General features: G+C 70.9%; 20 protein-coding genes. 4 read left to right on the top strand and 16 right to left on the bottom strand.

Annotation, left to right across the window (positions count from 1 at the left end; genetic code table 11):
• Positions 1–10: 10 nt before the first annotated feature.
• From secG to ABZ953_RS23675, 11 genes are all read right to left on the bottom strand, one after another.
• Entirely contained in the window at positions 11–241 is a 231-nt protein-coding gene (secG, locus tag ABZ953_RS23725; protein ID WP_030784160.1) for a preprotein translocase subunit SecG, read from the bottom strand.
• Between the two features lie 132 nt (positions 242–373).
• Positions 374–1,150 (bottom strand): triose-phosphate isomerase, encoded by a 777-nt coding sequence (tpiA, locus tag ABZ953_RS23720; protein WP_361727064.1) that lies wholly within the window; start codon positions 1,148–1,150, stop codon positions 374–376.
• A gap of 6 nt (positions 1,151–1,156) precedes the next feature.
• Positions 1,157–2,368, bottom strand: coding sequence for a phosphoglycerate kinase (locus ABZ953_RS23715; protein WP_361727062.1), 1,212 nt, complete (start codon positions 2,366–2,368; stop codon positions 1,157–1,159).
• Between the two features lie 100 nt (positions 2,369–2,468).
• Positions 2,469–3,479: a type I glyceraldehyde-3-phosphate dehydrogenase gene (gene gap, locus ABZ953_RS23710; RefSeq protein ID WP_361727061.1), complete on the bottom strand. Its 1,011-nt coding sequence runs from the start codon at positions 3,477–3,479 to the stop codon at positions 2,469–2,471.
• Between the two features lie 189 nt (positions 3,480–3,668).
• Positions 3,669–6,629 carry a M14 family zinc carboxypeptidase gene (locus ABZ953_RS23705; protein ID WP_361727059.1) on the bottom strand — a complete coding sequence of 987 codons (2,961 nt, stop codon included), beginning with the start codon at positions 6,627–6,629 and terminating at the stop codon, positions 3,669–3,671.
• A 220-nt stretch (positions 6,630–6,849) separates the two neighbouring features.
• Positions 6,850–7,839 (bottom strand): DNA-binding protein WhiA, encoded by a 990-nt coding sequence (gene whiA, locus ABZ953_RS23700; RefSeq protein WP_361727057.1) that lies wholly within the window; start codon positions 7,837–7,839, stop codon positions 6,850–6,852.
• Positions 7,830–8,852: a uridine diphosphate-N-acetylglucosamine-binding protein YvcK gene (gene yvcK, locus ABZ953_RS23695; RefSeq protein ID WP_361727055.1), complete on the bottom strand. Its 1,023-nt coding sequence runs from the start codon at positions 8,850–8,852 to the stop codon at positions 7,830–7,832. Before yvcK ends, whiA begins: the two co-directional genes overlap by 10 nt.
• Positions 8,849–9,784 (bottom strand): RNase adapter RapZ, encoded by a 936-nt coding sequence (gene rapZ, locus ABZ953_RS23690; protein WP_361727053.1) that lies wholly within the window; start codon positions 9,782–9,784, stop codon positions 8,849–8,851. The genes yvcK and rapZ overlap by 4 nt, the downstream gene beginning before the upstream one ends.
• A complete protein-coding gene (gene uvrC / locus ABZ953_RS23685) occupies positions 9,781–11,805 on the bottom strand; it encodes an excinuclease ABC subunit UvrC (RefSeq protein WP_361727051.1) in 2,025 nt (674 codons plus the stop codon). Before uvrC ends, rapZ begins: the two co-directional genes overlap by 4 nt.
• A gap of 36 nt (positions 11,806–11,841) precedes the next feature.
• Positions 11,842–12,468 (bottom strand): L,D-transpeptidase, encoded by a 627-nt coding sequence (locus tag ABZ953_RS23680; protein ID WP_361727049.1) that lies wholly within the window; start codon positions 12,466–12,468, stop codon positions 11,842–11,844.
• Positions 12,458–13,009, bottom strand: coding sequence for a SigE family RNA polymerase sigma factor (locus ABZ953_RS23675; protein WP_361727047.1), 552 nt, complete (start codon positions 13,007–13,009; stop codon positions 12,458–12,460). The genes ABZ953_RS23680 and ABZ953_RS23675 overlap by 11 nt, the downstream gene beginning before the upstream one ends.
• A gap of 124 nt (positions 13,010–13,133) precedes the next feature.
• On the opposite strand from ABZ953_RS23675, the gene ABZ953_RS23670 reads away from it, so the two are divergent.
• Positions 13,134–14,123, top strand: a complete 990-nt coding sequence (locus ABZ953_RS23670) for a L,D-transpeptidase (protein ID WP_361727045.1) — start codon at positions 13,134–13,136, stop codon at positions 14,121–14,123.
• A gap of 53 nt (positions 14,124–14,176) precedes the next feature.
• Here the strand turns inward: ABZ953_RS23670 and ABZ953_RS23665 are convergent, their stop codons facing one another.
• Both ABZ953_RS23665 and ABZ953_RS23660 read right to left on the bottom strand, forming a co-directional pair.
• Positions 14,177–15,022, bottom strand: a complete 846-nt coding sequence (locus tag ABZ953_RS23665) for a hypothetical protein (protein ID WP_361727043.1) — start codon at positions 15,020–15,022, stop codon at positions 14,177–14,179.
• Positions 15,023–15,027: 5 nt separating this feature from the next.
• On the bottom strand, positions 15,028–15,705 hold the full coding sequence (locus ABZ953_RS23660) for a papain-like cysteine protease family protein (RefSeq protein WP_361727041.1): 678 nt from the start codon (positions 15,703–15,705) through the stop codon (positions 15,028–15,030).
• 366 nt (positions 15,706–16,071) lie between these two features.
• Between ABZ953_RS23660 and ABZ953_RS23655 the strand changes: the two genes are divergently transcribed.
• Positions 16,072–16,977 (top strand): hypothetical protein, encoded by a 906-nt coding sequence (locus ABZ953_RS23655; RefSeq protein ID WP_361727364.1) that lies wholly within the window; start codon positions 16,072–16,074, stop codon positions 16,975–16,977.
• A gap of 8 nt (positions 16,978–16,985) precedes the next feature.
• On the opposite strand, the gene ABZ953_RS23650 is transcribed toward ABZ953_RS23655, so the two are convergent.
• Positions 16,986–17,411 carry a Rieske (2Fe-2S) protein gene (locus ABZ953_RS23650; protein WP_361727040.1) on the bottom strand — a complete coding sequence of 142 codons (426 nt, stop codon included), beginning with the start codon at positions 17,409–17,411 and terminating at the stop codon, positions 16,986–16,988.
• A gap of 231 nt (positions 17,412–17,642) precedes the next feature.
• Between ABZ953_RS23650 and ABZ953_RS23645 the strand changes: the two genes are divergently transcribed.
• Positions 17,643–18,557: a carbohydrate kinase gene (locus ABZ953_RS23645; RefSeq protein WP_361727038.1), complete on the top strand. Its 915-nt coding sequence runs from the start codon at positions 17,643–17,645 to the stop codon at positions 18,555–18,557.
• 69 nt (positions 18,558–18,626) lie between these two features.
• Here ABZ953_RS23645 and ABZ953_RS23640 read toward each other — a convergent pair whose 3' ends face one another.
• Complete coding sequence (locus ABZ953_RS23640) at positions 18,627–19,391, bottom strand: crotonase/enoyl-CoA hydratase family protein (RefSeq protein WP_361727036.1); 765 nt, start codon at positions 19,389–19,391, stop codon at positions 18,627–18,629.
• 170 nt (positions 19,392–19,561) lie between these two features.
• A complete protein-coding gene (uvrA, locus tag ABZ953_RS23635; RefSeq protein WP_361727034.1) occupies positions 19,562–22,678 on the bottom strand; it encodes an excinuclease ABC subunit UvrA in 3,117 nt (1,038 codons plus the stop codon).
• A gap of 229 nt (positions 22,679–22,907) precedes the next feature.
• Between uvrA and ABZ953_RS23630 the strand changes: the two genes are divergently transcribed.
• Positions 22,908–23,591, top strand: a complete 684-nt coding sequence (locus tag ABZ953_RS23630) for a maleylpyruvate isomerase family mycothiol-dependent enzyme (protein ID WP_361727032.1) — start codon at positions 22,908–22,910, stop codon at positions 23,589–23,591.
• Position 23,592: the final 1 nt, after the last annotated feature.

Raw genomic sequence — 23,592 nt, 5'->3', positions numbered from 1 at the left:
GTGCCTGGCGCTAGTTGTTCGCCTTCATCAGCAGACCCAGCGCGACAATGCACGCGAACCACAGCAGACCGACCACGACCGTGATGCGGTCGAGGTTGCGCTCCGCGACGGAGGAGCCACCGACGGACGACTGCATGCCGCCACCGAACATGTCGGAGAGACCGCCGCCCTTGCCCTTGTGCATCAGCACCAGCAGCATCATCAGAGCGCTGAAGACGATGAGGGCGATCGAGAACCCCATAACCACGGCTGGACCAACTTCCTCGGAACTGAATCGACGGCGGGGGCCGGGGGCTTTGCGTGCGGGCTTTCAAGCCAGCTTCGAGAGCCTCCGACCCCCGCAAGGGTACGACGTATCGCCGCTACCGCATACTCACTGGTCGCGGAACCGGACGATCTTGACGAACTCGTCCGTGTCCAGCGCCGCGCCGCCCACCAGGGCGCCGTCGACGTCGGGCTGCGCCATGATGTCGGCGACGTTCTTAGCCTTCACGGAGCCGCCGTACTGGATGCGGACCTTGTCGGCGAGGTCCTGCGAGTACAGCTCGGCGAGACGGCCGCGGATCGCGCCGCAGACCTCCTGCGCGTCCTCGGGGGTCGCGACCTCGCCGGTGCCGATCGCCCAGACCGGCTCGTAGGCGATGACGATGGTCTCGGCCTGCTCGGCCGGGACGTCCTTCAGGCCGCCGTCGAGCTGGTTCAGCGTGTACTGGACCTGCTGGCCGGCCTTGCGGATGTCCAGGCCCTCGCCGATGCAGAGGATCGGGGTCAGGCCGTGCCTGTAGGCGGCCTTCACCTTGGCGTTGCAGATCTCGTCGGTCTCGTTGTGGTACTGGCGGCGCTCGGAGTGGCCCACGGCGACGTAGGTGCACTTCAGCTTGGCCAGCATCGGGCCCGAGATCTCGCCGGTGTAGGCACCGGAGTCGTGCGCCGAGATGTCCTGGGCGCCGTACTTGATCTTGAGCTTGTCGCCGTCGACCAGGGTCTGCACGGAGCGCAGGTCGGTGAAGGGCGGCAGGACGGCGACCTCGCAGGCGTCGTAGTCCTTGTCGGCCAGGGCGAAGGCGAGCTTCTGGACGTGGGCGATGGCCTCGAGGTGGTTGAGGTTCATCTTCCAGTTGCCCGCCATCAGCGGGGTACGCGTAGTCATCAGGTCTCAGTTCTCCAGTGCGGCGAGGCCGGGGAGCATCTTGCCCTCGAGGTATTCGAGGGAGGCGCCGCCACCGGTCGAGATGTGGCCGAAGGCATTCTCGTCGAAGCCCAGGTTGCGGACGGCCGCGGCGGAGTCGCCGCCGCCGACCACGGTGAAGCCGTCGCAGTTGAGCAGGGCTCGCGCGACGGCCGAGGTGCCTTCGGCGTAGTCGGGGTGCTCGGCGACGCCGACCGGGCCGTTCCAGAAGACGGTCTCGGCGTCGGCGATCTTCGTGGCGAAGAGCTCGCGGGTCTTGGGGCCGATGTCCAGGCCCTCCATGTCCGCGGGGATCCGGTCCGCGTCGACGGTCTTGAAGTCGGCGGGGGCCTTCGTCTTCAGGTCGGGGAAGTCCGTGGAGACCAGGACGTCGACGGGCAGGACGAGCTCGACGCCGTTCTTCTCGGCGCGCTCCATGTACTCCTTGACGACCGGGATCTGGTCCTCCTGGAGGAGGGAGATGCCGACCTCGTGGCCCTGGGCCTTGAGGAAGGTGTACGCCATGCCGCCGCCGATCAGCAGGCGGTCGGCCTTGCCGAGCAGCTCGTCGATGACGGCGAGCTTGTCGGAGACCTTGGCGCCGCCGAGGATGACGGTGTACGGGCGCCGCACGTCCGCGGTGAGCTTCTTGAGGACGCCGACCTCGGTGGCGATGAGGTAGCCCGCGTAGTGCGGCAGCTTGGCCGGCAGGTCGTACACGGACGCGTGCTTGCGGTGCACGGCGCCGAAGCCGTCGCCCACGTAGACGTCCGCGAGGGCGGCGAGCTGCTCGGCGAACCCGGCGCGCTCGGCGTCGTCCTTGGAGGTCTCGCCCGCGTTGAAGCGGAGGTTCTCGATGACGGCGACCTGACCGGGCTGCAGGCCGTCCACCGCGTCGTGCGCGGCGGGGCCGACGGTGTCCTGCGCGAACGCGACCGGCGCGCCCAGGAGTTCGCCGAGCCGCTCGGCGGCGGGCAGCAGCGAGAAGGCCGGGTCCGGGGCGCCCTTGGGGCGGCCCAGGTGCGAGGCCACGACCACCTTGGCGCCCGCGCCGACGAGAGCCTTGACCGTCGGCAGGACGGCGCGGATGCGGCCGTCGTCAGTGATGGTGCGGCCGTCGAGCGGCACGTTGAGGTCGGCGCGGACGAAGACCCGCTTGCCGTCGACTCCTTCGCCGAGAAGTTCGTCGATCGTCTTCATGAACTGGACTCCTTGGGTGGCTGACGCACAACAGGGCCCGGAGCGCGCGGCGTTGCGCGGTCCGGACCCTGTGCTCACATCTAGGTGTCTGCTCTGATGATCAGAGCTGACCGCCGACGAAGACGGTGAGGTCGACGAGGCGGTTGGAGTAGCCCCACTCGTTGTCGTACCAGCCGAGGATCTTCACCGTCTTGCCCTCCTGGACCATGGTCAGGGAGGAGTCGAAGGTGCAGGAGGCCGGGTCGCCGACGATGTCCGACGACACGATCGGGTCCTCGGTGTAGGTGAGGAAGCCCTTGAGGGCGCCGTCGTCGGAGGCCTTCTTGAACGCGGCGTTGACCTCGTCCTTGGTGACCTCGCGCTGCAGGTCGACGACGAGGTCGGTGGCGGAACCGGTCGGGACCGGGACGCGCATCGCGATGCCGTCGAGCTTGCCCTTGAGCTGGGGCAGGACCAGAGCGGTGGCCTTGGCGGCACCGGTCGTGGTCGGGATGATGTTCTCGGCGGCGGCGCGGGCGCGGCGCAGGTCCGAGTGCGGGAAGTCCAGGATGCGCTGGTCGTTGGTGTACGCGTGGACCGTCGTCATCAGGCCCTTGACGATGCCGAAGTTCTCGTCGAGAACCTTGGCCATCGGCGCCACACAGTTGGTGGTGCAGGAGGCGTTGGAGATGACGTGGTGGTTGGCCGCGTCGTACTTGTCCTGGTTGACGCCCATCACGATGGTGATGTCTTCGTCCTTGGCAGGAGCCGAGATCAGGACCTTCTTGGCGCCACCGGCGATGTGCTTCTCGGCATCGGCCTTCTTGGTGAAGATACCGGTGGACTCGATCACGATGTCGACGCCCAGCTGACCCCACGGGATGTCGGCGGGGTTGCGCTCGGACAGCACCTTGATGGTGTGACCGTCGACGGTGATGGTGTCCTCGGTGTGCGACACCTCGGCCTTGAGGCGGCCCAGGATGGTGTCGTACTTCAGAAGGTGTGCGGTGGTCGCGGTGTCACCCAGGTCGTTGACAGCCACGATCTCGATGTCCGCACCCTGCTCCAGCAGTGCGCGGAAATAGTTGCGACCGATGCGGCCAAAGCCGTTGATGCCTACGCGGATCGTCACGAAACCGATCTCCTCGTTGGTACGCCGGTTTTAGACGCCGGCGAGTTGTATGGGATGTCCCCGACCGCCTCCGACCCTACCTCTCTGAAGCCTCTGAAGTGACATCGAGAGGGCCCATGGGCGACACAGAAGCCCGTACCCCCCAGTAGGGGTACGGGCCACCGGGACCTTGGTCCCGATTACGCACTGTCAGCTGCGCAGATGTGCCAGGGAGGCGCCCATAAGAGCGGCCCGTTCGGCGTTTCCGGCGATGTGCTCGAACCCGAAGCCGAGCAGCACGCTGTCACGCGCTGTGACGGCCGCATAGGACTTGAAGAGCTCGCCGGTCCGCTCCCAGTCGCCTGTGATAGAGGGGCTTCCGGCCGGGGGCGGCGCGACGGTCCAGGAGCCGAGCGACGTCTCGAATCCCTCGCTCTCCACGACGTTGCCGCCGACGACCAGCTGCGCGTTGTCCGCGAAGAGGCCGCGACCGCCGGTGGAGGGGTCGCTGACGGAGCTGAGCGACACCTCGATCTTCTTGCCCGCGTAGGCGCTGAGGTCGAAGGCGACGGGCTTCCAGCCCCCGGAGGAGCCGGTGAAGCTGTTCCAGGCGCCGCTGGTGCCGGACGCCGTGCAGGCGCCCGCGCCGAGGGTCAGGTAGTGGCGCAGGAAGGGATGGCCGTTGAGGAAGAAGCCGGCCTCGCACTCGGCGGGCACGGCGGCGGACGAGTTGCCGTTCTTGTCCGGCAGCGTGGTCCAGTCCTCCGCGCCGGTGGTGTGCGCCTCCAGGAGGCCGTGGTCGTAGCCGGTCTCCAGGTTCCAGTTGAGGGCGAGGCGCAGCTCGGGCGCGTCGGCGGCCGTGACACCGGTCAGATCGATGGTGTGCGTGAGCCGCTTGTAGTCCTGGTCCGCGTGGGTGGCCGAGGCCATGCCTTGGCCCTCGAAGGGCGCGAACGGGTTGGGCAGGTTGGGGTAGGAGCCCGCTGCCGCGCTCTTGAACTGCGGGAACTCCGTGGCGGGCAGGGTCTCGGAGGTGACGGTGAAGCGGCCTGCCTTGTCGAGCGGGTTGGTGTCGGCGGCGGCGAGCGGTGTGCTCACCCCGTCGAGTGCTCCCGCGCCCTTGAAGCTGTTGGCGCCGACCGCGGAGAGGCGCTGGTAGGCGCCGAGGTAGTACTGCGCGAAGTCGTCGGTCAGGGCCTCGCCCAGGTCGACGTTGCCGCCGGTGCGCTCACCGGACTCGATGAGCTTGCCGCCCTCGTTGAGGTAGGCGCGCAGGGCGAGTTGGGTGGGTGCGCCGGGGACGGGGTCGCCGGTGTAGTGGACGACCGCGGAGAAGTGCGACAGGACGCCGAGCGGGTGCGGGGCGCCCTGCTTCGCGACGTCCCAGACCGCGGCGGAGCGGCCGTTGGCCTTCAGCGCGTCGACGTACTTCTGCGTCTGGGTGGCCGTCGCGCCCTCCTCGGCGACGACGAGCGTGTTCGCCTTCGGGCGTTCGGCGACGGTGTACGTGAAGTGCTCGCTCTGGGTGCGGCCCTTCTTCGTACGGCCGGTGAACCACACCTCGACCTTGTCGCCCACGCGCGCGTCCTCGATCTCGGCGCGGTACTGGTCGAAGTGGAGGTTGTCCTCGCCGCCGTAGGTCTCGCCGCCCTTCCAGGCCGTGAGCTTCTCGCCGTGCGTACGGCCGCCGTTGATCCGGTAGTTGAGCTCCTTCTCGCGCACCGACTTGCGGGCGATGACGGCTGCTTCCTGGTCGCCGCCGCGCGCGTAGGAGGTGGCGAAGGCGTCGGGGGTGAAGTCCGGGGCCTCGATGCCGGTGACGGAGACCGGCTGGTCGGGGTGGAGCGCCGTCTCGGCGACGGCGAGCGCGAAGGGCACGTTCTTCGCGAACTCCTGCTGGATCAGCTTCTCGTCGTCGGGGAAGGTGAAGACGGACGCGCAGTCCTCGGGCTTCCAGACGTCGTTCGGGTCGATGTTCGACGCGGTCTGGCAGGTGGACATCTCCGGCGTGAACATCGAGATGCCGTTGACGTTGCCCGCGTGGCCGTCGGCCTCGCCGTTGGTGGTGTAGAGCTCGGAGGCGATCTGCGGGTGGTAGCCGGGGACCGCGGGCTTCTCCGGGGTGCCGTTCAGCGCCCTGTAGAGCACGTCGTCCGGGGTCGGCGTGGCGACCTGCCAGCCCACTCCGTAGAGGAGCAGTTCGGCCGCGGAGTGGTAGTTGACCCCGTACGTGAAGCCGATGCGTTTCTGGAAGCCGTCGATGGCCTTGGTCTCCGGCTCGGATATCGGGCCGGTGCCGCGGTAGGTCTCCGAGGAGGAGTCGGGGGACGAGCCCTCGTTGTCGTAGCCCCACTTGTAGGAGAAGTTGCGGTTGAGGTCGACGCCGTCGCCGGGGGTGATCTTGCCGTCGCCGTCGACGTCACGGAGGTTCTTGCGCCACTGGCGGTTGGCGGCGGCGGCGTGGGTGAAGTCGTAGCCGTCGGGGTTGGCGGAGAGGACGAACCACAGCTCGGTGGAGTCCACGAGCTTGGTGACGCGCTGGTCCTTGCCGTAGTTGTCCAAGTAGTAGTGCATCAGGCGGCGGGTCATCTCGGGGGTGATCCACTCGCGCGCGTGCTGGTTGGACATGTAAAGGGTGGAGGGCTTGGCGCCGTCCTTGGTCTTCTTGGCGCCCTTGGAGAGCTTCAGGGCGAGGATGTCCTGGCCCTTGAGGGTCTTGCCGATGGAGACGACCTTGGTGAGACCGGGGTTGGCTTGCCCGGTCTTGACTATCTCCTCCTTGAGACCGCCCTGCCCGCTGTACGGCCGGTAGACGCCGTCCCCCGCGGCCTCGGTCCGCTTCCGCGCCGCCGCCGACACCTTGTGCTCGCTGAGTTCGATGCCCTTGCGCTCGATCGTCTTGGCCTGGCCCTCGGTGAGGTACAGCTCCACACGGCCGGTGCCGCGCTCGGGCATCTGCCCGGCGAGTTCGTGGGCGTCCTGACCGGCCTCGACCAGGGTCGGTATCTGCTTTTCGGTGACCTCTGCCTCGTAGACCTGCACGGCCGCCGGGTCGTCGGCGGCGGGCACCGCGTCCGGCCCGCTCGCCTGAGCCTGCGGTGCGGCGGCGAGACCGCCGATGAGCAGTGCACTGGCCGCGAGAACGGATCTCGCGCTCGCTCTTCGTCTCATGAGCCCCCCTTGCGGTTGTCCGGCACAGATGTGCGGGATGCCAGGCTCGTGACGGGGCATGATCATGTCAATACAGCGGGTGAGGGCGAGTGGAACGGACACACGAAAGCCGCCAGCGTCCCGTGGGACACCAGCGGCTTACGGGGGTGCGGGGGGCCTGAGTGACCTCGGCGTGGCCTCTGCGTGGCCTCTGCTGTGGGACCGGGCGCGGGACCGGGCGTCAGACCGCCATGTTGTCCGCGAGCTCCTCGGTCAGGTTGGATTCCGTACCCGCGATCCCCAGGTCCTGCGCCCGCTTGTCGGCCATCGCGAGGAGGCGGCGGATGCGGCCCGCGACGGCGTCCTTGGTCAGCGGCGGATCGGCGAGCGCGCCCAGTTCCTCCAGGGAGGCCTGCTTGTGCTCCATCCGCAGCCGACCGGCCGCCGCGAGGTGCTCGGGCACCTCGTCGGCGAGGATCTCCAGGGCGCGCTGCACGCGGGCGCCCGCCGCGACGGCCGCGCGGGCCGAGCGGCGCAGGTTCGCGTCGTCGAAGTTGGCCAGGCGGTTGGCGGTGGCGCGCACCTCGCGCCGCATCCGCCGCTCCTCCCAGGCGAGCACCGACTCGTGCGCCCCGAGCCGGGTGAGCAGCGCGCCGATCGCGTCGCCGTCGCGCACGACGACCCGGTCCACGCCGCGCACCTCGCGCGCCTTGCTCGCGATCTGTAGCCGGCGCGCCGCGCCGACCAGCGCGAGGGCGGCCTCCGGGCCCGGGCAGGTCACCTCGAGGGAGGAGGAGCGGCCGGGCTCGGTGAGCGAGCCGTGCGCGAGGAAGGCGCCGCGCCAGGCGGCCTCCGCGTCGCAGGTGGCCCCCGAGACCACCTGCGGCGGGAGACCACGGATGGGGCGGCCGCGACCGTCGACGAGGCCCGTCTGGCGGGCCAGCTGATCGCCGCCCGCAACCACCCGTACGACGTAGCGCGAGCCGCGCCGCAGGCCGCCGGGGGCCATCACGATCAGCTCCGAGCTGTGCCCGAAGATCTCCAGGATGTCCCGCTTGAGGCGGCGCGCCGCCATCGCGGTGTCCAGCTCCGCCTCGATCACGATGCGGCCACTCACCAGGTGAAGGCCGCCCGCGAACCGCAGGATCGCCGAGACCTCTGCTTTTCTGCAGCAGGTCCGGGTGACGGGGAGCCGGGAGATCTCGTCCTTCACCGCTGCCGTCATCGCCATGGGCCGATCCTTCCATGCATCCGAAAAATACGGTCGTACGCGGCTGCCAGGAGCTCCGGGTCGTGCCGCGGAGTTCCGTCGGGCCGGGCCACCGGCGCCAGCTCGACCGTGGCGCCGAACCGCTTGGCGGCATCGGTGAGTGACTCACGGTCGGGCACGGCGGCCTCGTCGGCCAGCACCACGTCCAGGGCGAGTTTAGGGGCGTGTCGGGCCAAAACCTCCAAATGACGCTGCGGAGAGAAGCCTTCGGTTTCTCCCGGTTGCGGCGCGAGGTTGAGCGAGAGGACCTTGCGGGCCTTCGTCTCGGTGAGCGCGTCGAGCAGTTCCGGGACGAGCAGGTGCGGGATCACCGAGGAGAACCAGGAGCCGGGGCCGAGCACCACCCAGTCCGCGTCGAGGACGGCGGCGACCGCCTCCGGGACCGCCGGCGGGTCGTGCGGGACGACGTGCACGGACTGGACCTCGCCCGGGGTGAGGGCCACCGTGGCCTGGCCGCGGACGGTGTCCACGTCGTCGGGCCGCTCCGGGTCATGGCCCCTGACGAGGGCCTGGAGCTCCAGCGGCACGGCCGACATGGGCAGGACCCGGCCCTGCGCGCCGAGCAGCCGGCCGACCAGGTCGAGGGCCTGGACGTGGTCGCCGAGCTGCTCCCACAGGGCGACGATCAGCAGATTGCCGACCGCGTGCTCGTGCAGGTCGCCCTTGGACTGGAAGCGGTGCTGGATGACGCGCGACCACGTCTGGCCCCAGTCGTCGTCGCCGCAGAGCGCGGCGAGGGCCTTGCGCAGGTCGCCGGGCGGCAGCACGCCGAGCTCGTCGCGGAGGCGGCCGCTGGAGCCGCCGTCGTCGGCGACCGTGACGACGGCGGTGAGGTCTCCGGCCCCGGTGATGCGGCGCAGCGCCGCGAGCGAGGCGGACAGGCCCATGCCCCCGCCGAGCGCGACCACCTGCGGCTGGGTGCCCCGCTTGCGGCCCAGTCGGCTCAGGCGGACGGTCCGGCGGTGGGGTTTCATTCGCGCCCCATGTCCCGGTGGACGATGACGGTCTCCACGCCCTCGGGCGCCAGGCGCGCCGCGAGCTTCTCCGACATGGCCACCGAGCGGTGCTTGCCGCCCGTGCAGCCGACCGCGATCGTCACGTACCTCTTGCCCTCGCGGCGGTAGCCCGCGGCGATGAGCTGGAGCAGCTCGGTGTACCGGTCGAGGAACTCCTTGGCGCCGGGCTGGCTGAGGACGTACGCCGAGACCTCCTCGTTCTGGCCGGTGTACTGGCGCAGCTCGGGGACCCAGTGCGGGTTGGGCAGGAAGCGCATGTCCACGACCAGGTCGGCGTCGACCGGCAGGCCGTACTTGAAGCCGAAGGACATGACGGTGGCCCGCAGCTCGGGCTCCTCCTCGCCCGCGAACGAGGCGTCCATCTTGGCGCGCAGCTCGTGCACGTTGAGGCTGGAGGTGTCGATCACCAGGTCGGCGTCGCCGCGCAGCTCGCGAAGCAGGTCGCGCTCGGCCGCGATGCCGTCGACGATGCGGCCGTCGCCCTGCAGGGGGTGCGGGCGGCGGACCGACTCGAAGCGGCGGACCAGGGCCTCGTCGGAGGACTCCAGGAAGACGATGCGCCGTGTGACGTTCTTCGACTCCAGCTCGGCGAGCGACTCGCGGAGGTTGTCGAAGAAGCGCCGGCCGCGGACGTCGACGACCACGGCGATACGGGCGACGTTGCCCTGCGAGCGGGCTCCGAGCTCCACCATGGTGGGGATCAGCGCGGGCGGCAGGTTGTCGACCACGAACCAGCCGAGGTCCTCCAGACACTTGGCCGCCGTACTGCGGCCCGCGCCCGACATCCCGGAGATGATCACCAGCTCGGGAATCGCGGCGTCCGGTACGCCCGGCGTCTCGATCGGCGTGCCCGCACTCACTTGCTGTTCACCTTCGTCGTGCTCGCTCATGTCTCCTGCCCCCGTCGTTCTTCCGAGGGGCCCGCGGTCGCGGGCTCCTCCTCTTCCATGATCTCTCCGGTCGCCGTGTTCACGGCGGGTGCGGCGGGTGCCGCCTGCGCGAGGGCCACGGCGATGGCCTCGGCCGTCTTGCGGCCCACGCCCGGTACCTCGCAGATCTGGTCGATTGTCGCGGATCGCAGCTTCTTCACCGAACCGAAGTGCTTGATCAGCGTCTGCTTGCGCGCGTCCCCGAGACCGGGCACGGCGTCCAGCGGACCCGCCCGGAAGCGCTTGGCCCGCTTGTTGCGCTGGTAGGTGATGGCGAAGCGGTGGGCTTCGTCACGTACCCGCTGAAGGAGGTACAACCCCTCGCTGGTGCGCGGCAGGATCACCGGGTCGTCCTCGTCGGGGACCCAGACCTCCTCCAGGCGCTTGGCGAGGCCGCACACCGCGATGTCGTCGATGCCGAGCTCGTCGAGGGCCCTCTTGGCGGCCGCGACCTGCGGCTGGCCGCCGTCCACGACGACGAGCTGCGGCGGATACGCGAACCGCTTGGGGCGGCCGTCCTCCTCGGTCGGGCCGAGATCGGAGACCTCACCGGTCTCCTCGTCCACCCACTCCCCCGTCTTCTCCTTCTCCGCGAGGTAGCGCCTGAAGCGGCGGGTGATGACCTCGTGCATGGAGCGGACGTCGTCCTGCCCCTCGAAGCCCTTGATCTGGAAGCGGCGGTACTCGCTCTTGCGGGCGAGGCCGTCCTCGAAGACGACCATCGAGGCCACCACGTCGTCGCCCTGCAGGTGCGAGATGTCGAAGCACTCGACGCGCAGGGGCACGCTGTCCAGCTCCAGGGCGGCGGCGATCTCCTCCAGGGCGCGGGAGCGGGTGGTGAGGTCGGAGGCGCGCTTGGTCTTGTGCAGGACGAGGGACTGCTGCGCGTTGCGCGCGACGGTCTCCATGAGGGCCTTCTTGTCGCCGCGCTGCGGGATGCGCAGCGAGACGGATCCGCCGCGGCGCTCGGTCAGCCACTCCTGGACCGGCTCTATGGGGTCGGGCAGCGCGGGGACGAGCACCTCCTTGGGCACGGCGTCGCCGCTCTCCTCGCCGTACAGCTGCTGGAGGGCGTGCTCGACGAGGCCGGCGCTGGTGACCGCCTCGACCTTGTCGGTGACCCAGCCGCGCTGGCCGCGCACGCGCCCGCCCCGGACGTGGAAGATCTGGACGGCCGCCTCGAGCTCGTCCTCGGCGAGGGCGATGAGGTCGGCGTCGGTGGCGTCGGCGAGGACGACGGCGCTCTTGGCCATCGCCTTCTTCAGGGCCTCGATGTCGTCGCGCAGGCGCGCCGCGCGCTCGTACTCCATCTCCTCTGCCGCCTCCGCCATCTGGCGCTCAAGGCGCCGGATGTACGTACCGGTACGGCCGGCCATGAAGTCGCAGAAGTCCTCGGCGAGTTCACGGTGGACGTCGGCGGTGACGCGCTCCACGCAGGGCGCCGAGCACTTGCCGATGTACCCGAGCAGGCAGGGGCGGCCGGTGCGGGTGGCGTTCTTGAACACGCCCGCCGAGCAGGTGCGTACGGGAAAGGCGCGCAGCAGGAGGTCGACGGTGTCGCGGATCGCCCAGGCGTGGCCGTACGGACCGAAGTAGCGCACGCCCTTCTTCTTCTGGCCGCGCATCACCTGCACGCGGGGGTACTGCTCGTTCATCGTGACCGCGAGGTACGGATAGCTCTTGTCGTCGCGGTACTTGACGTTGAACCGGGGGTCGAACTCCTTGATCCAGGTGTACTCCAGCTGCAGCGCCTCGACCTCGTTGGAGACGACGGTCCACTCGACGGAGGCCGCCGTCGTCACCATGGATCGGGTGCGCGGGTGGAGCCCGGCCAGGTCCTGGAAGTAGCTGGCCAGGCGCTGGCGCAGGCTCTTGGCCTTCCCGACGTAGATCACCCGGCGGTGCTCGTCGCGGAATTTGTAGACCCCCGGGGCGTCGGGGATCTGTCCCGGCTTGGGGCGGTAGCTGGAAGGGTCGGCCATGTCGGACAGCCTACTGGCGGGTGCTGACAGTGCGGGTCAGCGTCCGGTCCCACCGGTGCGGACGGTGATCACGTCGCCCGGTTCCAGCCGGTCGTGGAGCGTACGGGCGTCGTCGGTGCGCAGGCCGATCCAGCCCTGGGTGACGTCCATGTGCCCCGGCGCCTTCTCGTTGTAGGTCAGCGCGACGATGTGGTTGATGTCGCCGTCCGGGGTGCGCAGCTCGACGACCCACGGCAGCGTCATGTCGTACTTGTCGAGGCCCACTGTCTGGGCGGTCATGCGCAGCTTGCGGTGGGTGGCGACGACCGTCATCCGGCCGGTCGGTGTGGGGTGTTGCGCGGTGCCCGCCGAGACGGGCAGCTCCCGGCCGCCGAGCGTCATCCGGTGCCGGGACAGGTCGACCGTGGCGGCCGGTTCGCGGGCGCCCTCGGTGGCGACAGGCGCGGGGGTCCGGTGCGGGCGGTCGTCGTCGGAGCCGGTGAGGAGCCCGGCCACGACGGTCACGACGACCGCAGCAGTGGCGAGGGTCACGCCCGCGACGGCGGCACGGCGCCGACGACCGCGCGCGACGGCGCGACGGCGGATCTCCGCGCCCGGTACGGGAGGAGGCGTGCGGTGGTCGGCCGCGAGGTCGTGCAGCGCGGACGTCAGGTCATCGGACACGGCCACTCCCCTTCGCGCGCGGCTCGTCGCCGTCGGCGTCCGGGCCCGCGCCTTCGCCGGCCCGCTCGGGCTCGGCGGAAAGCTGCGCGGCGAGCGCCGCACGGCCGCGCGACAGGCGGGCCTTGACGGTCCCGACGGGCGAGCCGGTCTCGGAGGCTACCCGCTCCACGCTCAGGTCGCACAGATGGTGCAGCACGACGGCCGTGCGCTGCGCCTCCGGGAGGGCACGCAGCGCCTGCACCAGGGCGGTGTGCTCGGGTCCCGGGCCGGGGACGCGGTCGGCGGGCGGGTTTCTGCGCACGAGGTCGAGCCAGCGCCGGGCACGGCGCCAGCGGCTCACGGCCAGGCGCATGGCGACGGTACGGATCCATGCCTCGGGCGCCTCGTCCGCGAGGAAGCTCCGGCGGCGGTCCCAGGCGCGTACGAACGCCTCCTGGACGACGTCCTGCGCCTCGCCGTGATCGCCGGTCAGGGCGTACAACTGGCCGACCAGACGCGGAAAGGCGGCGGTGTAGAACGCGTCGAACTCGTCCTCCGTCATGCCCCGTGCCCCCGCCCGGCCCCGCCGGATCACCCGGTCCGAAAATGTCGCGCCTCGTGTGCAACCTGTCGCGCCGCCCGTGCGTACAGGTCGCGTACATCGAAACACAGCCCAGGGGGGACCCATGACCACAGAGAACACAGAGAACACAGGGATCACGATGAGGCGCGCCACGCGCGCGTGGGGCACGGCGGCGCTCTGTTCGCTCGCGCTGGCGGGCTGCTCGCTCGCACTGGCGGGCTGCTCGGCGCAGGGCGGGGCGGACGACGGGCGGGCGGCCGGGCCAAAACCCGCGCCGACCGCGGCGGACCGTGCGTCCTCCGCACGGCAGAAGCCCACGGAGAGGACCGTTCCGGAGCCCGCGGCCCTCAAGGGGGCGCGGATCAACGTCTCCGAAGGACAGACCGTCGGTGTCGGCATGCCGGTGTCGCTGACCTTCGACCGCCCGGTGCCCGTCGCGGAACGGGCGGCGGTCGAGCGGCGTCTGAAGGTCGGGGCCGACCCCGTCGTGACGGGATCGTGGAGCTGGGTCAAGGACCGCAACCTGCACGACGGGCAGCGCATCGACTACCGGCCACGGGAGCCGTGGCAGCCCGGCACGAAGGTCACCGTCCGGGCGGGCGCCGGGATCACCCGGACGTTCGAGGTGGGCCGTTCGCTCGTCGCCACCGTGGACGTGCGGACCCACACCATGACGGTGGTGAAGGACGGCAGGACGCGCGAGGTGAAGGTCACCGCGGGCGCCCCGGGCATGGACACCTGGAACGGCACCATGGTCGTCCTCGACAAGCAGTCCCGGGTGCTCATGGACTCGCGGACGGTGGGCTACGGGAAGGCGTACAAGGACTACTACAACTTCGCTGTGCACCTGACGACTTCGGGCACCTACCTGCACGAGAACCCGAACGCGAACGCCACCGCGGGCGAGAGCAACGTCACGCACGGCTGCATAGGCCTGGCCACCGACGGCACCGCGCGGCGCTTCTACGCGGAGGTGATCCCCGGTGACATCGTGCGGGTCGTCGGCTCCAGGGAGACCGTGGACCCGGGCAACGGCTACGGCGGCTGGAACGTCGGCTGGAAGCAGTGGCGGGCGGGCAGCGCGCTGAGCTGACGGGCGGGATGGGAGGGAGGGGCGGCCGGTGTTCCGGCCGCCCCTCCCCCGGGTCAGCCCTCCCGCCGGGTGGTGCGGCGCCGGACGAGCACCGCCCCGGAGAGGCCGAGGGCGGCCAGGGCGCCCGCTCCGGCCAGCGAGGAAGCGACGGTGACGGGGCCCTCGGCGGCCGGCCGGGCCGCCTCCGCTCCCGCCCCCGGCTCCGTCTCCTCGTAGCCGCCCGCCTTGCCCGACTTCTCGTACGCGGAGCCCGGCAGCTTGTCGCCGTACGCCTTCTGGACGCGCTTGCGGTAGGCGGCGAGCGAGGTCCCCTCGGCTCCCACGGCGCGCACCGCGTCCTTGTCGAGGGGCAGCACGCGCGCGTGCTCCGCGTCCTGGACGTACCAGGCGTTGATCTGCGGCTCGTGGAAGACGGTGCCTCCGGGGAGCTTGTCGGCGCCCACGCGCGCGTAGTGGGTCTCGTCGTCCCCGGTGGCGATGTTCACGACCTGCCAGGAGCCGCCCTTGTCGACCATCCAGAGGGAGGCCTCCTGCCCGTCGGAGGAGACCGCCTTTCCGGCGAGGAACTCCACCCGGGCGACGGGCGCGCCCTTCTTGCCCGCGACGAAGTCCGGGGAGAGATAGCGGACGGGCACGGCCTTGCCCTCGACCCGCGGGTCGGCCGCGGCCACGGTGACCGCACCCTCCCGCGCGAAGAACCGGGAGAGCGTGTCGAGGGTCTTCGGCGCCTCGGCCGCCCGGAGCGCGGCGGCCCGGGAGGCGGCGGAGGGCGCGGCGGGACCGGAGTCGGCGGAGGCGGCCGGGGCCACGACGCCGAGGACCAGGGTGGCGGCGGCACCCGCGAGCGCGGCCTTGACCAGGTGACGGGAATCCAGGTGGCGGGGAAGGTGACGGGTCATCGCTCTCACGCCCCGATCCGGTAGAGCGAGTGGGTCCAGGAGAAGGTGTTGTTGTTGATGTACCAGTCGTGCGAGGCCCAGTTGTAGCGGTCGTTGGAGGGCCAGGGATCGCCCCAGTAGACCCAGCTGCTGGCGTCGTCGTAGCCGTAGAGGACATGCATGTGGCCGCCGCCGTTGGACCACTGGATGCGCGTCTCGACCGGGCGGCCCGCGTCGATCTCGGCCTTCACGGTCGGGTAGCGCAGCCAGCCGGTGACGTACGAGCCGGGGTTGATGCCCGCCCAGCGCAGACCGCTCTGCACATTGCCGAGCGTCGCCTGGTTGTTGGGGCACTCGGTGTTCTGGTTGCGGCCGAAGGCGGCGTTGCAGAACTGGTTCTGGCTGTAGTTGCGGCCCATGAAGGTCGCGATGGTGTTGCCGCCTGCGGCCCAGCACCAGTTGGTCTTCTGCTGGGACTGCATGGTGATGTTCAGCCGCCTGGCGGCCAGTACGGACGGGTCCGCAGTGGTGGCGGTGCTCGCCGTGCGGGCCTCGGGCGCGGCCGACACGGCGGGGGCGGAGTCGAGCGGAGCTGCCGTGGCCGTGGCCACGGGTGCGGCGAAGAGTGCTGCCGCGACGACGGCGAGTGCGGAGAGGTGTCTCCGTCTGCCGGCGCTGCTGCTCCTTGAGTGGGGTGGGCGCATCGCGTTCCTCCCGTGCGGGGTGGGGTGTGGAGGAGCGCGTCCGGACGCTGCGATTGAGCATCGAGTGTTGTCGAGTGCAGGTCAACACGCTTCAATGCGGAATTACTTGGGCCGTGAACGGCGGCGTACGGATGTGAACATCGGCCGTACGCCCACCTGGCAGCCCGCCCCCACCGGCGCGAACGCCGGAACGGCAGAAGTGAACGTTCACAGAAGGAGTCCGCTTTGCGGCACGGCACACGACTCGCGGACGAGCGGCACGAACGGCAGGAACAGGACGGGCGGCACGAACCGCACGAGCGGCACGAGCGGCACGAACAGCGCGCGGAGCTCGGCGCGGCCGAGGACCACGAAGCGCCCGCGGACCTGGAAGCCGCCCTGCGCACCGGCCCCTTCCACCTCGCGCTGCGCACCGCGATCGCCGCACGGCGCCTCCCCCTGCAACGCATACGCCACCACCTGACCCAGCACGGCGTCAACGTCGGTGTGACGAGCCTGAGTTACTGGCAACAGGGCGCCCGCCGCCCCCAGCGCGCCGAGTCCCTGCGCGCCGTCCGCGCCCTGGAGGAGATCCTCCAGCTCCCGGCGGAGTCGCTGATCCGGCTGCTCGTCCAGCCGGACCAGCGCGCCGACCGGGCCCGGCCCGCCGCCCGCTCGTACCGCTCCCTGGTCGAGGCCTCCGACGTGCTGCGCTCGCTCCTGGCCGAGCTCGGTTCACCGGTCGACGGCGGACTGCACACCATCGGCCACCACGAACGGGTACGGATCGGCGCGCTCCGCGAGATGGTCGGACGCGAGTCGCAGCACATCGTGCGCGCCCACCGGGACGGCGTCGACCGCTACGTGGCCATCCACCACGGGGATCCCGGATGCGCCCCCGACCGGGTGCGCGTTCGGGCCCTGGAGAACTGCCGCACGGGGCGCGTGCGCTGGCACCAGGGCACGGGGGTCCTGGTCGCCGAGCTGCTCTTCGACGCGCGCCTGCGCGCGGGCGACACCCACCTGTTCGGCTACGGCTTCGAGGACGGCACGGCAGGACCCGCCACCGAGTACATGCGCGGGTTCACCTACGCGGGCGGCCAGTACGCACTGCAGATCCGCTACGACGACGCTGCCCTGCCCGTACGCTGCCACCGCTTCGCACAGCACTCGGCCGCGGCCCCGCGCGGCGGCCGGCAGGAGCTGACACTGAACGGCAGCCACCGCTCGGTGCATGTGGTCGAGCCGCAGGTGCGGGCGGGGATCCTGGGGATCGCGTGGGACTGGGAGTGAGCCGGGCTCTACGCCTTCTTCGCCGGGCCCGCGATGATCTTGCCGTTCGCCACCTTCACCGGCAGCTCGGCGAGCGGCCGCACGGCCGGTTCGTGCAGCACCTTGCCGTTCGTGGCGTCGAACTCACTGCCGTGGCACTGGCAGACCAGCTTGTGCCCCTCCAGGTGTCTGATCGGGCAGCGCTCGTGGGTGCAGATCGTGCTGTACGCCTTGTACTCGTCCTCGGAGATCCGGCTGACGACGACGTTCTGGTCCGTGTACAGCTTCGAGGCGCCCACCTTGACGTCGTCGGACTTCCCGAGATCCACCGGCGCGGTCGGCGCCGACCGGTTCGGCCCGTTGCCGGACGAACAGGCGGTGAGCCCGAGCCCGACGGCCGGGGCGAGGGCGGCGGCCCGCAGCACGGTGCGGCGGGCGTGGGGCGTGCCGGACATGGTGTCTCCACAGGTCAGGTGCGTCGGTGACGGATCAGACACTACCGGCGCGAAGGGCTGCGACCGGGTCGGGCACGAGCGCGCCCGAGTGGTGCCCGCTTCCGCCCGCCGCCTCGCGCACGGCCTAGCCTGAGCGGAACGCCGAGCTCGATCCGCACCACCCGCACCACCCGCACCACCCGCACCGCACCCCACCGCACCGCACCCCACCGCGCCCGAGAGGAACCGCCCGTGATCGTCGTCGCAGGAGAGGCCCTGATCGACCTCGTGCCGCAGCGGACGGACAGCGGCCCCGGGCTGCCCGCGCTCGCGCCGCGCCCCGGCGGCGGCCCGTACAACACCGCCGTGGCGCTCGGCCGGCTGGGCTCACCGGTCTCCTTCTGCTCGCGCGTCTCGCGCGACGCCTTCGGCGATGCGCTGCTCGACGGGTTGCGGGCGGCCGGGGTCGACGTCTCGCCCGTGCAACGCGGCCCGGAGCCGACGACGCTCGCCGTCGCCTCGATCGGCGCGGACGGCTCGGCCGGGTACTCCTTCTACGTCGAGGGCACGGCCGACCGGCTCTTCGAGGCCCCCGAGCAGCTGCCCGACGGCGTACGGGCGATGTCGTTCGGCACCTGCTCGCTCGTCCTGGAGCCGGGCGCGAGCGCGTACGAGGAGCTGATGCGCCGGGCGGCGGCGCGCGGCGTCTTCACCACGCTCGACCCGAACATCCGGGCCGGGCTGATCCCCGACGCCGACGCCTACCGCGCGCGGTTCAAGAGCTGGCTGCCCTCCGTCTCGCTGCTCAAGCTGTCGCGGGAGGACGCCGACTGGCTCGGGGGCACCCCGCGCGAGTGGCTGTCCGCGGGGCCCGCCGCCGTGGTGGTCACCCACGGCGGCGACGGCCTGTCGCTGTACACGCGGGACGGTACGGAGCTGCGGGTGCCCGGCGAGGCGGTCGACGTGGTGGACACGATCGGGGCGGGCGACACCGTCAACGCGGCGCTGCTGCACGGGCTCTCCGCACGCGGCGCGCTGTCGCCCCGGGCACTGGCGGAGCTGGGCGCGAAGGGCTGGAGCGACGTACTGCGCTTCGCGGCGCGGGCGGCCGCGCTCACCTGCTCGCGGGCGGGCGCGGAGCCGCCGTACGCGGCCGAACTCGCGTAGTCGGCGGGCCTGATGGTCGCACTGGCAGGCACCGGCCGCCCCTGCCTGCCTCAGCGGCCCGTGCCTGCCTCAGCGGCCCGTGAACACGCCGTGCCGGCCGGCTCCCGCCGCGAAGCGTTCCGCGCCCGCGGCCGCCTCGGCCAGGGAGTGCAGACCGTGGCTCAACTCGACCGCCATCGCCTCCTCTTCGGGCAGGCCGCCCTGGTCGAGGAGAGCGAGCCGGTCGCGCCGCAGGCAGGTCTGCGGGAACCCGGCGATCTCGGCGGCGAGCTGCTCGGCCGCGGCGCGCGAGGTGCCGGTGGGCACGGTCCGGTTGACCAGGCCCATGCCGAGCGCCTCCGCCGCGCCCACGGGGCGGCCGGTCATGATCAGGTCCAGGGCGCGGCCCTCGCCGATCAGCCGGGGCAGCCGCACCGTACCGCCGTCGATGAGCGGGACACCCCAGCGGCGGCAGAACACCCCGAGGACGGCGTCCTCCTCGGCGACCCGCAGATCGCACCAGAGAGCCAGTTCGAGGCCGCCTGCGACGGCGTGGCCGGAGATCGCCGCGATCACCGGCTTGGACAGGCGCATCCGGGTGGGGCCCATGGGGCCGTCCCCGTCCTCGGTCACCGCGTTCCCGTCGGGGGTGCCGATGGCCTTGAGGTCCGCGCCCGCGCAGAAGGTGCCGCCCGCGCCCCACAGGACGGCGACGGCGGCGTCCGGGTCGGCGTCGAAGGCACGGAAGGCGTCGGCGAGGGCGCGGGCGGTGGGCCCGTCGACGGCGTTCCGCGCGGCGGGGCGGCACAGCACGATGGTGGTGACGGGGCCTGCGCGTTCGCTGCGTACGGGCATGGGAGAAGCCGACCACGGAGTCGGGGCGCCGGGCAAGGGGCGTTCGGGCCGCCCCGGCCCGCCCCTCGCGTACGGAGAAGCGCCCCGTCCCTGGTGGGGGGCGGGGCGCTTCGGTCGGGTCCGTACGTCGGCCGGGAAGCCGTGCGCCGGGTCCCTGAGGACGGCGGTCGTCAGGCCTTGCGGGCCCGCGTCGTCTTCTTGGCGGCGGCCTTCTTCGTCGTGGCGGCAGCCTTCTTCTTCGTGGCGGCAGCCTTCTTCGAAGCAGCCGCCTTGTTCCCAGCAGCCGTCTTCTTGGCGGGCGCGTCCGTCCTGACCGTGGCCGTCCGCTTCGTGGCCGTGGCGGTCGCCGCCACCGTCTTCTTGGCGGCGGTCTTCTTGGCGGGCGCCTTCCTGGCGGCCGTCTTCTTGGCGGGCCGTCCCCGCGAGGGCACCGCGTCGCTGATCCGGTCCGCCGAGATGATGTCCCGCAGGAACTTGCCGGTGTGGCTGGCCGGCACTCCGGCGACGTCCTCGGGCGTGCCTTCGGCGATGACGAGGCCACCGCCGTTACCGCCCTCGGGGCCCATGTCGACGACCCAGTCCGCGGTCTTGACCACGTCGAGGTTGTGCTCGATGACGATGACCGTGTTGCCCTTGTCGACCAGGCCGGAGAGGACCGTGATCAGCTTGCTGATGTCCTCGAAGTGCAGACCGGTGGTCGGCTCGTCCAGGACGTACACGGTCCGGCCCGTCGAGCGCTTCTGGAGCTCGGAGGCCAGCTTCACGCGCTGGGCCTCGCCTCCGGAGAGCGTGGGTGCCGACTGGCCGAGGCGTACATACCCGAGGCCGACGTCGTTGAGGGTCTTCAGGTGCCGGGCGATGGCGGGCACGGCCTCGAAGAAGTCGAGCGCCTCCTCGATCGGCATGTCGAGGACCTCGGCGATGGACTTGCCTTTGTAGTGCACGTCCAGCGTCTCGCGGTTGTACCGCGCGCCGTGGCAGACCTCGCACGGGACGTACACGTCCGGCAGGAAGTTCATCTCGATCTTGATGGTGCCGTCGCCGGAGCAGTTCTCGCAGCGGCCGCCCTTGACGTTGAAGGAGAAGCGGCCGGGCAGATAGCCGCGGACCTTCGCCTCCGTCGTCTCCGCGAAGAGCCTGCGGACGTGGTCGAAGACTCCGGTGTACGTCGCCGGGTTCGAGCGCGGGGTGCGGCCGATGGGCGACTGGTCGACGTGCACGACCTTGTCGACCAGGTCGTCGCCCTCCACGCGCGTGTGGCGGCCGGGGACGGACCGGGCGCCGTTGAGCTCGCGGGCCAGGTGCGTGTACAGGATGTCGTTGACGAGCGTCGACTTGCCCGAGCCCGAGACGCCCGTGACGGCCGTCAGGACGCCGAGCGGGAAGGAGACGTCGATGTCCTGGAGGTTGTTCTCACGGGCGCCGTGCACCGTGAGCTGCCGGGAGGGGTCGACGGGACGGCGCACGTCCGGGACCGGGATGGCCCGCTTGCCCGAGAGGTACTGGCCGGTGATCGACTTGTCGTTGGCCAGGAGCTCCTTCATGGAGCCGCTGTGCACGACCTTGCCGCCGTGCTCGCCCGCGCCGGGGCCGATGTCGACGACCCAGTCGGCGACCTTGATGGTGTCCTCGTCGTGCTCGACGACGATGAGCGTGTTGCCCATGTCGCGCAGGCGGACGAGGGTCTCGATCAGTCGGTGGTTGTCGCGCTGGTGGAGGCCGATGGACGGCTCGTCCAGGACGTAGAGCACGCCGACCAGGCCGGAGCCGATCTGGGTGGCCAGGCGGATGCGCTGGGCCTCGCCTCCGGAGAGGGTGCCCGCCGCGCGGTTCAGCGAGAGGTAGTCCAGGCCGACGTCGACCAGGAACCGCAGCCGCTCATTGACCTCCTTGAGGACCCGCTCGGCGATCTTCTTGTCACGGGCGCCGAGCTTCAGCCGGGCGAGGAAGTCCGCGCAGTCGCTGATGGACATCGCGGAGACCTCGGCGATCGACTTCCCCATGACCGAGACGGCCAGGACGATCGGCTTGAGGCGGGTGCCCTCACAGGTGGGGCAGGGCACCTCGCGCATGTAGCCCTCGAAGCGCTCGCGGCTGGCGTCGCTCTCGGCCTCGCTGTGGCGGCGCTTGACGAAGGGGACGGCGCCTTCGAAGGCGGTGGTGTAGACCCGCTCGCGGCCGTACCGGTTGCGGTAGCGCACCTCGATCTGCGTCTTGTGGCCGTTGAGCAGGGCCTTCTTGGCGCGCTGCGGAAGTCCGGCCCAGGGCATCTCGGTGGAGAAGCCGAGCGCGTCGGCGAGGGCGCCCACGAGCCGGCCGAAGTACTCCTTGGTGTGGCCGTGCGACCAGGGGTGGATGGCACCCTCGTCGAGCGACTTGTCCGGGTCCGGAATGATCAGCTCCGGGTCGACCTCCATGCGCGTGCCGATGCCGGTGCAGTCCGGGCAGGCGCCGAAGGGCGAGTTGAAGGAGAAGGAGCGGGGCTCGAGCTCCTCGAAGGACAGGTCGTCGTACGTGCAGTAGAGGTGCTCCGAGTACATGCGCTCGCGCTCGGGGTCGTCCTCGGGGAGGTCGACGAAGTCGAGCACGATCATGCCTCCGGAGAGGCCGAGTGCGGTCTCCACGGAGTCGGTCAGACGGCGCTTGGCGGAGTCCTTCACCGTGAGGCGGTCGACGACGACCTCGATGGTGTGCTTCTCCTGCTTCTTGAGCGTGGGCGGCTCGGAGAGCTGGATCGTCTCGCCGTCGACCCGCGCGCGGGAGTACCCCTTCGTCTGGAGGTCGGCGAAGAGGTCGACGAACTCGCCCTTGCGCTCGCGCACCAGCGGCGACAGGACCTGGAAGCGGCTGCCCTCGGGCAGCTCGAGGACCTTGTCGACGATGGCCTGCGGCGACTGCCGGGAGATGGGGCGCCCGCACTCGGGACAGTGCGGCTTGCCGATGCGCGCGAAGAGCAGGCGCAGGTAGTCGTAGACCTCGGTGATGGTGCCGACCGTTGAGCGCGGGTTGCGCGAGGTCGACTTCTGGTCGATGGAGACCGCGGGCGAGAGGCCCTCGATGAAGTCGACGTCGGGCTTGTCCATCTGGCCGAGGAACTGCCGGGCGTACGAGGAGAGGGACTCCACGTACCGCCGCTGGCCCTCGGCGAAGATCGTGTCGAACGCGAGCGAGGACTTGCCCGACCCGGAGAGTCCGGTGAAGACGATGAGGGAGTCACGCGGGAGGTCGAGCGAGACGTTCTTGAGATTGTGCTCGCGCGCGCCACGGACGATGAGACGGTCGGCCACGCCGGTCCGCACCTTTCTAGAGAGATGTGACGAGGGGCAGAACCCCCGTCGTTCACAGACTAGGGCGAGCCACTGACAACGCCGGGCTGCTTCCCTGGTTCCACCTGCACAACAAACCGGGACCTTCAAGAATGCCCGATGCCACCCTCGACCATATAGGACGTACATTCGATTTGCGGCCTGTCCTGGAGTCTTCACTCGAACGTGTGACCCAGCTATCGTCGGCCTCATGATTGATCATGTGCGCGACCTGGCGTCTGTACGTGACGCGACCGACCGGCTGCTCACCGCAGCCGCGAAACAGAACAACGATTCGACCGCCGCACCGTCGCGGCTGCCGGGCTGGACCCGGGGCCACGTCCTCGCCCACCTCGCGCGGAACGCGGACGCCCTGGTGAACGTGCTGGCCGGCCGCCCGATGTACGTCAGCGCCGAGGCGCGGGACGCGGACATCGAGCGGGACGCCCCGAGGCCCCTGGCCGAGCAGCTCGACGACGTCCGTCAGAGCATGGCCCGCTTCGAGGCCCAGGCCGCGCTCCCCGCCGACTGGTCGCGCACCATCACCATGCGCAACGGCGTCACCGACTCCGCCTCCAGGGTGCCGTTCCGGCGGTGGGTCGAGGTGGAGCTGCACCACGTCGACCTCGGTACCGGCTACGAACTCGAGGACCTGCCCGCCGAGTTCCTGCAGCGCGAGGCCGTGTTCCTGACGGCGCGCTTCACGGGCAGCCCCGGCGTACCGCCCACGCGGATCACGGACGGCACGCACACGTGGAGCACCGGCGGGGAGGGCACCCCCGAGGTGACCGTCTCCGGCCCGGCGCCGGACGTCGTCGGCTGGCTCTCCGGCCGCCGCGACGGCTCCGCACTCACCGCCGAAGGCGGCCTCCTGCCCACCCTGCCCTCGCTATAGG

Source organism: Streptomyces sp. NPDC046465 (genome assembly GCF_040646035.1).
Taxonomy (GTDB): domain Bacteria; phylum Actinomycetota; class Actinomycetes; order Streptomycetales; family Streptomycetaceae; genus Streptomyces.
Note: the sequence above shows the minus strand (reverse complement) of the source record. Positions and strands in the feature narration are given on the sequence as shown.

Coding starts and splice junctions, on each gene's coding strand:
- uvrC (WP_361727051.1), bottom strand. CDS start 11,805: ATGGCCGACCCTTCCAGCTACCGCCCCAAGCCGGGACAGATCCCCGAC.
- ABZ953_RS23660 (WP_361727041.1), bottom strand. CDS start 15,705: ATGCGCCCACCCCACTCAAGGAGCAGCAGCGCCGGCAGACGGAGACAC.
- ABZ953_RS23630 (WP_361727032.1), top strand. CDS start 22,908: ATGATTGATCATGTGCGCGACCTGGCGTCTGTACGTGACGCGACCGAC.
- ABZ953_RS23650 (WP_361727040.1), bottom strand. CDS start 17,411: ATGTCCGGCACGCCCCACGCCCGCCGCACCGTGCTGCGGGCCGCCGCC.
- rapZ (WP_361727053.1), bottom strand. CDS start 9,784: ATGAGCGAGCACGACGAAGGTGAACAGCAAGTGAGTGCGGGCACGCCG.
- tpiA (WP_361727064.1), bottom strand. CDS start 1,150: ATGACTACGCGTACCCCGCTGATGGCGGGCAACTGGAAGATGAACCTC.
- ABZ953_RS23675 (WP_361727047.1), bottom strand. CDS start 13,009: ATGACGGAGGACGAGTTCGACGCGTTCTACACCGCCGCCTTTCCGCGT.
- ABZ953_RS23715 (WP_361727062.1), bottom strand. CDS start 2,368: ATGAAGACGATCGACGAACTTCTCGGCGAAGGAGTCGACGGCAAGCGG.
- ABZ953_RS23670 (WP_361727045.1), top strand. CDS start 13,134: ATGACCACAGAGAACACAGAGAACACAGGGATCACGATGAGGCGCGCC.
- ABZ953_RS23640 (WP_361727036.1), bottom strand. CDS start 19,391: ATGCCCGTACGCAGCGAACGCGCAGGCCCCGTCACCACCATCGTGCTG.
- ABZ953_RS23665 (WP_361727043.1), bottom strand. CDS start 15,022: ATGACCCGTCACCTTCCCCGCCACCTGGATTCCCGTCACCTGGTCAAG.
- secG (WP_030784160.1), bottom strand. CDS start 241: ATGGGGTTCTCGATCGCCCTCATCGTCTTCAGCGCTCTGATGATGCTG.
- ABZ953_RS23705 (WP_361727059.1), bottom strand. CDS start 6,629: ATGAGACGAAGAGCGAGCGCGAGATCCGTTCTCGCGGCCAGTGCACTG.
- yvcK (WP_361727055.1), bottom strand. CDS start 8,852: ATGAAACCCCACCGCCGGACCGTCCGCCTGAGCCGACTGGGCCGCAAG.
- whiA (WP_361727057.1), bottom strand. CDS start 7,839: ATGGCGATGACGGCAGCGGTGAAGGACGAGATCTCCCGGCTCCCCGTC.